Annotated in this window: 14 protein-coding genes; 8 read left to right on the top strand and 6 right to left on the bottom strand. The window is 71.8% G+C overall.

From position 1 onward, the window contains the following. Nucleotides 1–109: 109 nt before the first annotated feature. Nucleotides 110–991: an NUDIX hydrolase gene (locus AB3X52_RS03925; protein ID WP_367991496.1), complete on the bottom strand. Its 882-nt coding sequence runs from the start codon at nt 989–991 to the stop codon at nt 110–112. A gap of 18 nt (nt 992–1,009) precedes the next feature. Between AB3X52_RS03925 and AB3X52_RS03920 the strand changes: the two genes are divergently transcribed. Then, a complete protein-coding gene (locus AB3X52_RS03920) occupies nt 1,010–2,071 on the top strand; it encodes a hypothetical protein (protein WP_367991494.1) in 1,062 nt (353 codons plus the stop codon). A gap of 34 nt (nt 2,072–2,105) precedes the next feature. On the opposite strand, the gene AB3X52_RS03915 is transcribed toward AB3X52_RS03920, so the two are convergent. Continuing rightward, nucleotides 2,106–2,267: a hypothetical protein gene (locus tag AB3X52_RS03915; protein WP_367991492.1), complete on the bottom strand. Its 162-nt coding sequence runs from the start codon at nt 2,265–2,267 to the stop codon at nt 2,106–2,108. 307 nt (nt 2,268–2,574) lie between these two features. Then, nucleotides 2,575–2,778 carry a cold-shock protein gene (locus tag AB3X52_RS03910; RefSeq protein ID WP_134720686.1) on the bottom strand — a complete coding sequence of 68 codons (204 nt, stop codon included), beginning with the start codon at nt 2,776–2,778 and terminating at the stop codon, nt 2,575–2,577. Between the two features lie 320 nt (nt 2,779–3,098). Between AB3X52_RS03910 and AB3X52_RS03905 the strand changes: the two genes are divergently transcribed. The 4 genes from AB3X52_RS03905 (at nt 3,099) to AB3X52_RS03890 (ending at nt 7,746) form a co-directional block, all read left to right on the top strand. After that, on the top strand, nt 3,099–4,184 hold the full coding sequence (locus tag AB3X52_RS03905) for a phosphatase PAP2 family protein (RefSeq protein ID WP_367991490.1): 1,086 nt from the start codon (nt 3,099–3,101) through the stop codon (nt 4,182–4,184). A 21-nt stretch (nt 4,185–4,205) separates the two neighbouring features. After that, the gene (locus AB3X52_RS03900; protein ID WP_367991488.1) at nt 4,206–5,996 is read left to right on the top strand and encodes a DUF8823 domain-containing protein; all 1,791 of its coding nucleotides are present in this window, start codon (nt 4,206–4,208) and stop codon (nt 5,994–5,996) included. Between the two features lie 95 nt (nt 5,997–6,091). Then, nucleotides 6,092–6,580, top strand: coding sequence for a cation:proton antiporter regulatory subunit (locus tag AB3X52_RS03895; RefSeq protein WP_367991486.1), 489 nt, complete (start codon nt 6,092–6,094; stop codon nt 6,578–6,580). 8 nt (nt 6,581–6,588) lie between these two features. Next, the gene (locus AB3X52_RS03890) at nt 6,589–7,746 is read left to right on the top strand and encodes a cation:proton antiporter (protein ID WP_367991484.1); all 1,158 of its coding nucleotides are present in this window, start codon (nt 6,589–6,591) and stop codon (nt 7,744–7,746) included. A gap of 89 nt (nt 7,747–7,835) precedes the next feature. Here the strand turns inward: AB3X52_RS03890 and AB3X52_RS03885 are convergent, their stop codons facing one another. Beyond that, on the bottom strand, nt 7,836–8,234 hold the full coding sequence (locus AB3X52_RS03885; protein WP_367991482.1) for a hypothetical protein: 399 nt from the start codon (nt 8,232–8,234) through the stop codon (nt 7,836–7,838). Between the two features lie 148 nt (nt 8,235–8,382). On the opposite strand from AB3X52_RS03885, the gene lplB reads away from it, so the two are divergent. Continuing rightward, complete coding sequence (gene lplB, locus AB3X52_RS03880) at nt 8,383–9,429, top strand: lipoate-protein ligase small subunit (RefSeq protein WP_367991481.1); 1,047 nt, start codon at nt 8,383–8,385, stop codon at nt 9,427–9,429. Between the two features lie 34 nt (nt 9,430–9,463). Here the strand turns inward: lplB and AB3X52_RS03875 are convergent, their stop codons facing one another. Continuing rightward, nucleotides 9,464–9,808 carry a hypothetical protein gene (locus tag AB3X52_RS03875; RefSeq protein ID WP_367991479.1) on the bottom strand — a complete coding sequence of 115 codons (345 nt, stop codon included), beginning with the start codon at nt 9,806–9,808 and terminating at the stop codon, nt 9,464–9,466. Between the two features lie 59 nt (nt 9,809–9,867). Between AB3X52_RS03875 and AB3X52_RS03870 the strand changes: the two genes are divergently transcribed. Continuing rightward, the gene (locus tag AB3X52_RS03870; RefSeq protein WP_367991477.1) at nt 9,868–10,329 is read left to right on the top strand and encodes a MarR family winged helix-turn-helix transcriptional regulator; all 462 of its coding nucleotides are present in this window, start codon (nt 9,868–9,870) and stop codon (nt 10,327–10,329) included. A gap of 23 nt (nt 10,330–10,352) precedes the next feature. On the opposite strand, the gene AB3X52_RS03865 is transcribed toward AB3X52_RS03870, so the two are convergent. Further along, the gene (locus tag AB3X52_RS03865; RefSeq protein WP_367991476.1) at nt 10,353–10,958 is read right to left on the bottom strand and encodes a TetR family transcriptional regulator; all 606 of its coding nucleotides are present in this window, start codon (nt 10,956–10,958) and stop codon (nt 10,353–10,355) included. Between the two features lie 92 nt (nt 10,959–11,050). Here AB3X52_RS03865 and AB3X52_RS03860 point away from each other — a divergent pair, with 92 nt between their 5' ends. After that, on the top strand, nt 11,051–12,514 hold the full coding sequence (locus AB3X52_RS03860; protein ID WP_367991474.1) for an MFS transporter: 1,464 nt from the start codon (nt 11,051–11,053) through the stop codon (nt 12,512–12,514). Nucleotides 12,515–12,554: the final 40 nt, after the last annotated feature.

Raw genomic sequence — 12,554 nt, 5'->3', positions numbered from 1 at the left:
GATCGAAGGCGTGGCTGCGCGACGGCGGACGGCAGGTGAACGCGCCCACGGACGGCGTCCGAGGGCGCGTCGACGGGCGCTCTGAAGGCTGTCTGGGAGCGTTCGCGGGTCAGTGCGGCAGGTGGCGCTCGGTGGCGACGACCGCGCCGTGGCGGACGTGAAGGACCATCAGCTCGCCCTTCTCCAGCCGCGGGTCGTGCACCCCCAGGGCCTCGAAGATCCACGGCAGCACCGGCCGGTGGGTGCACACGACGGTCGGGCCGCGGTCGGGCAGCGCGCCGAGAAGGTCACCGCTGAGCGCGGCGACCGCGCCCTTCTCCGCCTCCTCCTCGCTCAGTGCGGCGAGCTCCTCGACCGGGACGTCCGCGTCGCCGGCGTACGGCGCCACGGTCTGCATGCAGCGCGTGCTCGGCGAGGTGACGACCCGGGCCACGTCGTACGCCGCGAGGATGCCGGCCGCGGTGACCGCCTGCCGGCGGCCGGCGACGAGCAGCGGCCGGAGCCGGTCGTCACCGCGCCAGCCCGACCGGGCGCGGGCCTCGCCGTGCCGCAGGACGACGAACGGGACGGTCGCCTTCCGGACCTTGACCGCCTCGGCGAGCGTGTCGCGGTCGCGCGGATAGGTCAGCCTCGTGGCCGCCTCGTCCACAGGCACCCAGGCGACCCGGTCGATCTCGTCGTTGACGGGGTAGGACGCGACGTCGTCGGAGGCGCCGTCGGCGACCCGCGCCGCCCAGTAGTGGACAACCTTCTCGCCACCGCGGACCGGGTAGCGCTGGCCACGCAGCGGCCGCCCGAGCCGGACCTGCAGCCCGGTCTCCTCCTCCACCTCGCGCACGGCCGCGACCGTCGTCGGCTCCCCTCGGTCGAGCTTGCCCTTGGGGAACGACCAGTCGTCGTACTTCGGCCGGTGGACGAGCAGCACCTCGCGGCCGGGGCGGAAGACCACGGCACCCGCGGCCTGGACGCGTGCGCGAGGGTTCGTGGGCATGCGGTTAGGTTGTCACACGTGTCGAGACGGGTGATCGTGCTGGTCGTGGCGGCCGTGGTGCTGCTCCTTGCGGCGACACTCGTGGGGATTCGGCTGCTCCGCGACGACCGTACGCCGTTCGCCGAGGCGATGGCGCTCTCCCCCGGTGACGCGGCGCGCTACACCTGGACCGACTGGTCCGCCGTACGACGCCAGGTGGGTGCCCACCTCGACGCCGACTCCACCCCGGCACAGGTGTCGACGTTCCTGTCGAAGAGCTATGACCAGGACCTCACCCCGATGTCGGCGCTGACCGACTCCGCCGCGCTGTTGCAGCAGTCGTTCGGCTGGTCGCCGGCGACGCTGGAGTGGGAGATGTTCAGCGAGTCGACCTCGGGCGCCGTCGTGATCGGCCGACTCCCGGACTCCCTCGACGTCCAGGACCTCGAGGACGACCTCACCGAGCTCGGCTTCGACCCGCCCGGCAAGGGCAGCGACGTGTGGGACGGCAGCTCGGTCACCATGCCGTCGGCCGGGGGGTCCGACGACGAGACGACGCCCGTCATCACCCACGTCGCGTTCGTGCCCGACCAGCATCTGGTCCTCACCAGTGACGCCACCGCCTACCTCCAGCAGGCGGTCGACCACCTCGACGACGACGCGCTGCCGGACGGCGTGCAGCAGGTCGTGGACGCCTCCGACGAGCCGGTCGCGGCCGCCGTCTACACCGGCGACTACGCCTGCACGGCGCTCGCCATGACCCAGGCCGACGCCGACGACCAGGCGACCGCCGCCCAGCTGGTCGCGAAGGCCGGCAAGGTCAACCCCGTGGACGGGTTCGCCATGGCACGCGAGCCGGCCGGCGGCGTACGCGTGGCGATGTCGTTCGAGAACCACGACCAGGCCGTCGCCAACGCGGACTCACGCTCGAGGCTCGCCTCCGGGCCCGCGCCCGGGCAGTACGGCACGTTCGCGGACCGGTTCAAGCTCGGCAAGGTCGCCGCCGACGGTGACGTGGTCACCATGGCGCTGCACCCGGTCGCGGGGTCCTCCGTGCTCTCCGACCTCAGCACCGGGCCGCTGCTGTTCGCGACCTGCTGACGGCCCGCCAAGCGTCGTACCGGCTCGGTCGGCGTCAGTCCTCGCGCGGGCTCGGCGTGACGCCGAGGATGCGGTCGATCTCCTCGACCGAGAGGTGGTCGTCGGTCTCGCTCGCCGCGATGATGAGGTTGGTCGTCAGCTCGACCTCCTGGAGCAGCTCCGGGTCCTCGAGCGTGACGTCGAACTGGTCAGCCATCGCGCTCCCTCCCTCGTCTCCCCGCTCACCGCAGTGGCTACAAGCTCCAACGACCGGCGCCTGCCGGTCGTGCCCATCATCCTCCGTCGGGCGGCTCCCCGTCGCGTCTTCGACGAGGAGATCCGTGGCCGCTCCGGCGGACTCCGTGGCGGTCCGCCCACGACTACGTGGTCGGTGCAGGGAAATCGTGGCACAGGACCCTGAGAACGGCGTGAACCCCGAGCCCGTCCGGGAACAGGACGAGGCCCCACCCGCCGGGGTGGGGCCTCGCCTGATGTCTGATGTCAGTCGCGTCGCGACCGGTGGATCAGAGGGGTCGGACGTTCTCCGCCTGGGGGCCCTTCGGGCCCTGGGTGACGTCGAACTCGACCTTCTGGTTCTCGTCGAGGGACTTGTAGCCCTGCGTCTGAATCGCCGAGTAGTGCACGAAGACGTCGTCGCCGCCGTCCTCCTGCGCGATGAAGCCGAAGCCCTTCTCAGCGTTGAACCACTTCACGGTGCCCTGAGCCATTGCTCTGTTACTCCTTAGTCGGGGCGAGAAGCCGCCAGGTTCGACGGCCACACATCAGATGCGGTGACACGTCGCTCCGACCTGTGGTGTCCCCCGGAGGGACCGGGCACAGAGCAGAAACGCCGTTGGCTCACAAACTCCGCGGGCGTCAAAACCACTTGGAACTTGCATCTGTTGCAAACAGGACACTAGCAACTCCGGCGCGCTGGGGAATCCCCCCTTCCATCTTTTCTTCGGCGCGTCGTGTGAAGGTTCGGCAACAACCGTGTGACGGCGCCGTCGATGCGGTCCGTCAGGCCGCCCGCCGTACGATGCCGGGCGTGGGTGCCGTACAGCTCGAGACCGAAACCGCCGGGCCCCTGCCCTCCGGGCAGGAGGCCTCCCGGGAGGCGTCGCGCCGGCCCTGGCTGACCAGTGCGGTGTCCATGTGGGTGGTCGTCGTCGCCTTCGGCGTCGTCACGCTGCTGTGGAGCGCCCACGTGGGCGTCGGCCTGCGCGACCCGGGCGGGCGGCTGTTCCGCAACAAGGTGGCCGCCGCGATCCTGCTCTTCCTCGTGCTCGCGGTTGTCGACGTGCTCGTCCGCACGGTGCGTGCCGGCTGGTCCGTCGCCGAGCTGAGCGCCCAGTTCGCCACCCGTTGGGACGTACGCCGCCTGGCGCTGCTCCTCGCCGGCATCGTCGCCTACCACGCGGTCTACCTCAGCTACCGCAACATGAAGAGCTGGGACGCCTTCAACACCCCGCGCGACCACGGCCTGGAGTCCTTCGACCGGTGGCTCTTCCTCGGCCAGAGCCCGGCGGTCCGGCTCCACGAGCTGATCGGGCAGAGCCACGAGGTCACGATGGTGCTCGCCCACGTCTACGAGATCTTCGCCAACATCGTCTCGTTGTCGATCGTGCTGGCTCCGGCCTTCATCACCCGCACCCGGCGCGGCCTGGTGACGCTCACCGCGGGGATGTGGGCGTGGATCCTCGGCACGATCAGCTACTACGCGATCCCGAGCCTGGGTCCGGCCTTCACCGCGCCGCAGGACTTCGCCGGGCTGCCGCACACCTTCATCACCGATCATGTCGGCACCTATCTGGAGCAGCGGCAGGCGTTCCTGGCGAACCCCGCCGACCCGACGACCTTCGTCAGCATCTCGGCGTTCGCCAGCCTCCACGTCGGCCTCACGTGCATGCTCCTGCTGCTCGCCCGCTACTACGGCAAGCGGGTGCTCACGGCGGTCCTCGCGGTCTACCTCGTCCTCGTCATGGCCGCGACGATCTACTTCGGCTGGCACTTCTTCTCCGACGTCGTCGCCGGCGTCGTGCTCGCCGTCCTCGCGGTCACGCTCGGTCACCTCACCGTCTATCCGCGGAGCCTCCTCGCCGTTCGCCGCGGTCGTGTGCGCGCCTCACAGTGATGTGACGATCCGGTGACCCCGATGTCGACCACGGAGCCGGCCGCCGCGCTCAGGCGCCGCTGGTCCGACATCGTCCGTGCCGCCGAGCGGCACCCGATCGTCACCACAGCGGTGGTGGCCGCTGTGCTCCAGCTGGTGTGGTGGGTCGCGCTCGCCAACAGCGGCGGCGACATCGCGGCCCAGGACGCGTGGGCCGACTTCGCCCGACGCAACCCGGGCAAGGCCTACAACTTCGCCTGGTACGGCGGCGTCCACTCGGTCAGCTACAGCGTGATGTCGCCCTACATCATGGCCGGGCTCGGCGTGCGGACGACGATGATGCTCGCCGCCACCGTCTCCGCCGCCCTGATCGCGTTCCTCCTCACCCGGGTGCGCGGCCTGGGGCACCCGTTGCTGCCGGCGCTGGTGGGTGCGGTCGCCCTGCTCGGGAACTCGATCTCGGGGCGCACCACGTTCGTCCTCGGGATGGCGTTCGGCCTCGGCGCGCTCGCCGCCGTCGTGGCCTGGCCGGACCGGTGGCACGGGCCCGGCCGGCCACGCTGGGTCCGGGGCTCGGTCGTCGCCCTGCTCTCCCTGCTGGCGACGTTCGGCAGCCCCGTCGACGGCCTCTTCCTCGGCCTCGTCGCGGCGGCGCTCTGGCTGGCGAGGCGGCGGGCGGCGGCGTACGCCCTCGGCATCCCCCCGGTCCTCGTCGTCCTGCTCTCCAAGCTGTTCTTCCCCCTCGACGGCGTGCAGCCCATGCACTGGTCGTCGGCGATCCTCCCGTGCCTGATGGCGGTCCTCCTGGCGCTCACCGCGCCGGCGCCGTGGCGGCTCGTCCGCGTCGCCTGTGCGGTGTACGTCGTCGCCGTGCTCTTCTCCTGGCTCGTCCACACGCCGATCGGCACCAACGTCACCCGTCTCGGGCTCGTCTTCGGCGGCGTCGTCCTGACCGCCGTGCTCGTCTCCGGGCGGGCACGGAGCCCGCTGCCGGCGCGGGTCCGCCTCGGCGGACGCCTGGTCCGGGTGCCGGTGACGCTCCTCGCGGCCCTGGCCCTGGTCGCCTCCGGCGCCTGGCAGGTGGCCACGGCCGCGAAGGACCTGGTCCACACCTCCCCGGCGCCGGCCTGGGACGTCGACACGGCCGCGGTCGTCGCCAAGCTGCGCTCCCTCGGCGCGGGCGAGAGCCGCATCGAGGTCGTCCCGAGCGCCAGCCACCGCGAGGTCTCCGCCCTCTCCCAGTTCGTCCTCGCCCGCGGGTGGACCCGCCAGGTCGACGTGCAGTACAACGCCCGCTTCTACGACCAGCAGGACCCGCTCACCGCCGCGGAGTACCGCTCCTGGCTGCACGCCTGGGCGGTGTCGTACGTCGTGGTCCCACCCGGCCGCCCCGACAACGGCTCCCTGACCGAGACCGCCCTCATCAAGGCAGGTCTGCCCTACCTGCGACTGGCCTGGAAGGACCCCAACTGGCGGGTCTACCGCGTCGTCGACGCGACGCCGACGGTCTCGGGCGGCGCGACCGTCAGCAGCTGGGACGAGGCCGGGATCGTCTTCTCGGTGCCGAAGCCGGGCCGCTACGTCATCAAGGAGAAGTACTCCCGCCACATGGTCCTCGTCGACGCCCTCGGCGAGCCGTTCCCGAGCCCGGAGACGTCGGCAGACAACGTCCACGGCTGCCTGCTGGAGCAGCAGCCGCCGCCGGCGGACGACACCACCGACCACGCCGAGGACTCCGCCCGGAGCGGCTGGACGGTCCTCCGCGCCCCGGCCGAGGGCACCTACCGCCTCACCTCCGACTACACCCACCGCACCGCCTGTCCGCAGGAGTGATCCCGGGAGTGATCCCGGCCCCGTCTCGCGGGGTTGAGCAACGGCCGAGGACGACCGGGTAGGGTCCCCGGTGAGTTCGCGGAGGTGATCCGGCCATGGAGGTCGAAGAGGTCAAGCTGCCCGGTGTCGGGCTGCGTCATGACTTCGAATGCGTCAACGGACGGCGGATCGGCGTCGTCTCGCTCAAGACCGGCGGTCGTCAGCTGATCGTCTACGGCGCCAAGGACCCCGACGCCGTCGAGGTCTCCGTCGACCTGGACGTCGAGGAGGCGACCGTGCTCGCCGAGCTGCTCGGCGCGCCGCGGGTGATCGAGCGGCTCAACCGTCTGCGGGAGCAGGTCGACGGCCTCGCCACGACCGGGATCCCGCTCGGCGAGGACTCGCCCTACGTCGGCCGCACCATGGGCGACGCCGGCATCCGCTCCAAGACCGGCTCCTCCATCGTCGCGGTCGTCCGCGGCGACGACGTGACCCCGTCACCGACGCCGGAGTTCACCTTCCACGCCGACGACCGGGTCATCGTCGTCGGGACCGACGAGGGCGTGAAGGCTGCCGCCGCGATCCTCAACCCCGGTCCGAGCTGAGCCCGGGAGTGCACCTCGACCACACCGCCCGTCTGCTCCTCGAGCTCGGCGCCGTCCTCCTGGGCCTCGGCGTGCTCGGCCGCCTGGCCGGACGGTTCGGTCTCTCCCCCGTCCCGCTCTACCTGATCGCCGGCCTCGCCTTCGGGACCGGCGGCGTGCTGCAGGTCGAAGCGCCGGAGAGCTTCTTCTCCACCGGCGCCGAGATCGGGGTGATCCTGCTCCTGTTGATGATCGGCCTCGAATACACCCCCGAGGACCTCATCGACAACCTGCGCACCCAGGCGCCGGTGGGCGTCGTGGACCTGGCGCTCAACGGCCTGCCGGGCGTGCTCTTCGCGCTCGTGATGGGCTGGGGCACGACGGCCGCCGTGGCGATGTTCGGCATCACGGCGATCAGCTCCTCGGGCATCATCTCGAAGGTCCTCTCCGACATGGGCCGACTCGGCAACCGCGAGACGCCGGCGATCCTGGGGATCCTCGTCCTCGAGGACCTCGCGATGGCCGTCTACCTGCCGATCATCACCTCTCTCGCCGCCGCGAGCGGCGGACTCTCGGCGCTGTGGTCGGTGCTCATCGCGCTCGCCGTGCTCGCGATCGTGCTCTTCGGCGCGCTCCGGTTCGGCGCCGTCGTGACGCGCTTCGTCGCCTCCCGCTCCAACGAGGTGCTGCTGCTCCGGCTGCTCGGGCTGGCGCTGCTCGTCGCCGGGCTCGCCGAGGCCGCCCACGTCTCGGCCGCCGTCGGAGCGTTCCTGCTCGGCATCGCCCTCTCGGCCGACGTCGCCGAGCGGATCCACTCGATCCTCGAGCCGCTGCGCGACATCTTCGCCGCCGTCTTCTTCGTCTTCTTCGGGCTCTCCACCGACCCCAGCCAACTCCCCGCCGTCATCCTCCCCGCCGCGCTGCTGGCCGTCGTCGGCGTCGGCACGAAATTCGGCTCCGGCTGGGTGGCCGGGCGTCGGGCCGGTGTGGGCCGCCCCGGCCGGATCCGTGCCGGCGCGGCGCTCGTGGCGCGCGGCGAGTTCTCCATCATCATCGCCGGACTGGTCGCCACCTCGGTCACCGCCGAGCTGGCGCCCACCGCGGCGGCGTACGTGCTCGTGCTCGCCGTCCTCGGCCCGCTCGCCCCGCGCCTCGCCGAGCCGCTCGCCCGGCGGCTCGCCCGCTGACCTGCGGCGGCGGGGGTAGTCCGGGACGTTCGCGTCGCCTTACCGGCAAGTAACGGACCGGAACGTCCCGGACTATCCGAGCGTCAGCCCTACCACGCCGTCCCGCCGTCTCGCGGCACGGGCCCAGGGCCCTCGGAGGCGTGCGTCCCGTGGTGCGGGAGCCGCTCCTCGGCCTTCTCCTTGAGCGTCTCCTGCACGTGGCCCGCCTGCTCCTTGACCACTGTGGTCGCACGGTCGCGCTGCTCCTGCACGCGCGGATCGCGCCAGAGCCGCTGAGCACCGGCGCAGATCTGCTCATAGCGCTCCCGTCCCGCCTTCGTGCCCAGCACGTAGCCGGCGCCGAGCCCGGCCAGCACCGCCAGCTTCCCCTTCATCGCGTCCTCCCGCTGTCGTTCGTGCGTCGATCGAGGCTTCTCGCCCGACGGCTCGGTGCCCGCGCCGTCGGGGCGGCATTCGCCGCCGTCGTACGCCGGCCATATCCCCGCCATCGTGGGAAGGCGCGGGCGCCGGCCCGCCCTGGCGGCGGCAGAGCCCCACCCCGGCGGGGATGTGCCGTGGAGGCCCGCCGGCCCGCCGGTCCGCCGTCGTAGCGGGCATAACGACGCGCCCGGCGCTGCTGCACCTGACGTGGAACACGTGCACGGGGAACGCAAGGTCAGGGGCGGCAAGCTCGTCGTGGTCGACGGCCGGGTCGAGGAGGGGCTGCTGCGCGACACGGTCCTCTCGGGCGACTTCTTCCTCGAGCCCGACGAGGCACTCGGCTGGCTCACGCGCGCGCTGCAGGACGTGCCGGTCGGCATCTCCCTCGACGACCTGACCGACCGGCTCGAGGCCGCCCGCCGCGACGCCGTCATGCTCGGGTTCGCGCCCCGCGACATCGCGCTCGCCGTGCTCCGTGCGCTCGGCCGGGCGACGACGTGGGAGGACCACGAGTTCGAGCTGGTCGACGCGGGACCGCTCGAGCCGGTGCAGCAGATGGCTGTCGACGAGGTGCTCGCTCGTCAGGTGGCCGAGGGGCGGCGTACGCCGACGCTGCGCATCTGGGACTGGGCGTCGAGCGCCGTGATCATCGGGTCCTACCAGTCACTCGCCAACGAGGTGGACCTCGACGCGGCCGACCGGCACGGCATCACCGTCGTACGCCGGATCTCGGGCGGCGGCGCGATGTTCGTCGAGCCGGGCAACACGATCACCTACTCGCTCTACGTGCCCGACACCCTCGTGGCCGGGATGAGCTTCGCCGAGTCCTACGCGTTCCTCGACGAGTGGGTCCTGCGCGGTCTGCGCAGCGTCGGCGTGGAGGCGACCTACGCGCCGCTCAACGACATCACCTCGCCGCTCGGGAAGATCGGCGGCGCGGCTCAGAAGCGGCTCGCGGCCGGCGGCGTCCTCCACCACGCCACGATGGCCTACGACATCGACAGCGCGACGATGCTCGACGTCCTGCGGATCGGGCGGGAGAAGCTGTCCGACAAGGGCACCACCAGCGCCGGCAAGCGGGTCGACCCGATCCGCGCCCAGACCGGCCTGCCGCGCGAGAAGGTCGTCGACGCGCTGGTCGGCGAGTTCGAGCGCAGCTACGGCCTGCGGCGTACGACGCTCGACGACGCCACCCGCGAGGAGGCGGCCGCGCTCGCCGCCGAGAAGTTCGCCACCGCCGCCTGGTTGCGGCGGGTGCCCTGACGCCTCCTGGTCACGACCGGCGCGGGCGGCCCGATCAGCGCAGGACGAGCCAGATCCCGACGGCGGTGGGCAGCAGGCCGACCAGCAGCCACGGCGTGAGGGGGCTGCGCCGGTGGATGAGGAACCCGGCGGCCAGGCCGATGATGCCGAAGAGACCGGCGATGACGCAGAGACCGATCCGAGGCGCCGGCTGGTCGGGGCTGATCATCACGGCCGCGATCACCAGGCCGATCGCGAGGTGGGCGATGGTGAAGACGACGAGGACCGACATCACCCAGCGCTGCACGTTCGTCAGAGCGCGGTCGTTGACCGGGCGGACCGGGTTGTCCGGGTCCATGAGGTGACGCGGGCGGCGCGGGGCGGGAGTCGAGGTGCTCAACGGCGTACTCCATCTGCAGGCCAATAGTTTGTGTCCCAAGTGTTTGTAGACTAACACTCATGGCGCCGAAGAAGAGCCTCGAGGGCATCGCGAACCCGCTCGCCCTCGACCAGCAGGTCTGCTTCGGCCTGGCCGTCGCGGCTCGCAGCGTCATCGCGCTCTACAAGCCGCTGCTCGAGCCGCTCGGACTGACGCATCCGAAGTATCTCGTCATGCTCGCACTCTGGGAGCACGAGCCGCTCCGCGTCTCCGAGCTCAGCCGCCTGGTCCACCTCGACCCAGGCACCCTGTCGCCACTGCTGAAGCGGCTCGAGGCGATCGGCTACGTGCGCCGCGAGCGCGACCCCCACGACGAGCGCGCCCTCGCCGTCTCCCTCACCGCGAAGGGCCGCGCGCTCCGCGACGACGCCGAGGCCATCCCGCCCGCCATCGTCGAGCGCCTCGGCATGGACATCGACGAGCTCCTCGACCTCCACCGCCGCCTCACCGAGGTCATCGCCGCCGCGACCCCGGAGGGCTGACCCGGCACGACTGACCCGACGCGTCAGGCGAGGCGGGCGACCGCGGACATGGCCTCGTCGAGAAGGGCCGCGAGGCGGCTGCCGGGGTGCTCGGCCCAGGCAAGCTGGGCGGCGTCGAGGCAGGCGAGCGCGCTGCCGGCGACGGCAACCGCGCGCGGGTCGGGGTCAGGGTCGGGGTCGCGGCGTACGCCGGCGGGCGGCAGGCGCCGGGCGACCTGCGGCGCGAGCAGGTCCGTCCAGCGGCGCCGCCACTCCTCGGCGCTGGCGCGGACGCCGTGCTCGTCGCGCAGCATGAGGCGCAGTGCGCGCGCCTGCTCGGGGCGAGACTCCTGGCTGAGCACCACCACGTCGAAGGCGGCCCGCAGCGCGACCCACGCCGACTCTCCCTCCGGCCGCTCGGCGAGCGCGGCGGCGATCCGCTCCCCCGCCTCGACGAGCTTCTCGATGATGAGCTCGTCCTTGCCGGAGAAGTAGCGGAAGAAAGTACGCCGCGACATCCCCGCCGCCTCCGCGATCTGATCGATCGTGGTCGCCTCGAAGCCCTGGTGGGCGAAGAGGGCCCACGCGTGACGCTGGACCTCGTCGCGCACCGCGATGCGGGCGACCTCGCGCAGGTTCTCGGCGGACATGACCCCCACAACCTAACATGTGCCAGCATTGGCACTTAGTGTCACGATCGTCTTAGAGTGCCACCGACTCCGTCGTCACAGGAAGGGACCCGATGTCCGAGAGTGAAACCCTCGCCCCGGGAGCCGAGGCCGAGGACGCCGCCGTCCGCTCCCACACCTCCGGGGGCCGCGCCAACCTCGAGCTGCTCGTCGTCGGGCTGGGTGCGCTCGTCGTCTCGCTCAGCCAGTCGGTGCTCGTGCCCGTGCTGGGCGACCTCCAGCAGGAGTACGGCGGGAAGACCAACTGGCTGCTCACCTCGACGCTCCTCGTGGCGGCGGTCGCCGTCCCGATCATGGGCCGCCTCGGCGACATGTTCGGCAAGCGGAAGATCCTGCTCGTCGCCCTCGGCGCCATCACGATCGGCTCGCTGATCGACGCGCTGACCTCCAACTTCACGCTCCTCGTCGTGGGCCGCGCCATCCAGGGCGCCTCGTCGGCGGCCATCCCGCTCGGCATCAGCCTGCTCGCGACGCTCATGCCGCGGGAGAAGGTCGGCTCGGCGGTCGCGCTCATCAGCGCGATGCTCGGCGTCGGCGGCTCCCTCGGCCTCCCGCTCGCCGGCTTCGTCGCCCAGAACTGGGACTGGCATGTGCTCTTCTGGGTCAACACGATCGTCGGCGCGATCGCGTTCCTCGGCGTCCTGACCCTCGTCCCGGAGTCGAAGCAGCACGACGGCGGGCGGGTCGACCTGGTCGGCGCGTTCCTCATGTCCGTCGGCCTGGTCTGTCTCATCCTTCCGCTCGAGCAGGCGGCGAGCTGGGGCTGGGGCTCACCGAAGGTCTGGGTCCTGCTCGTCGCTGCCGTGGTCGTGCTCGTGGTCTTCGCGCTGGTCGAGCTCCGCACCCGCGAGCCGCTGGTCGACCTGGCCGCGCTGCGCCGCCGGCCGATCGTCATGACCAACCTGGCCTCGATCTGCTTCGGCTTCGCCCTCTTCGCCTCCTTCATCGGGACCGCCACGTTCGTCGAGGCGGGGACGTGGACCGGCTACGGCTTCGGGTCGAGCCTGCTCGTCGGCGGCCTGACGCTGCTGCCGAGCGGCCTGGCGATGCTGGTCTTCTCCCCCATCGCCGCGCGGCTGATCGCGCTGCGCGGTGCCCCGCAGACGCTCGCACTCGGCGCCACGATCGTCGGTCTCGGCTGGATCATGCGGGTCGCGCTCTCCGCCGAGCTCTGGGAGATCATCGTGGCCACGACCGTCATCGGGGCCGGGACCGGCATCGGGTACGCCGCCATGCCGTCCCTCATCAATGCCAACACTCCCCCGACCGAGATCGCGGCGGCCAACGGCCTCAACACCCTCTTCCGCAGCCTCGGCAGCACCCTGGCGACGGCCATCGGGACGAGCATCCTGGCGGGCTCGGTCGTCCTCCACGTGGTCGACGGGCAGGTCGTCGGAGGCGAGCCGAGCCTCACGGCGTACCGCTGGCTCTTCGTCGTCTGCGCCGCCGCCTCCTTCCTCGCCGCGGCCCTCGTCCTCACCGTGCCGCACCGCAAGGACGCCTCCGCAGCACGCTGAGCGGCGACGCCGCCGAGGCGGCCATGCCCGCCGAGGCGGC

Source organism: Nocardioides eburneus (assembly GCF_040838215.1).
Classification (GTDB): Bacteria; Actinomycetota; Actinomycetes; order Propionibacteriales; family Nocardioidaceae; genus Nocardioides; species Nocardioides eburneus.
Note: the sequence above shows the minus strand (reverse complement) of the source record. Positions and strands in the feature narration are given on the sequence as shown.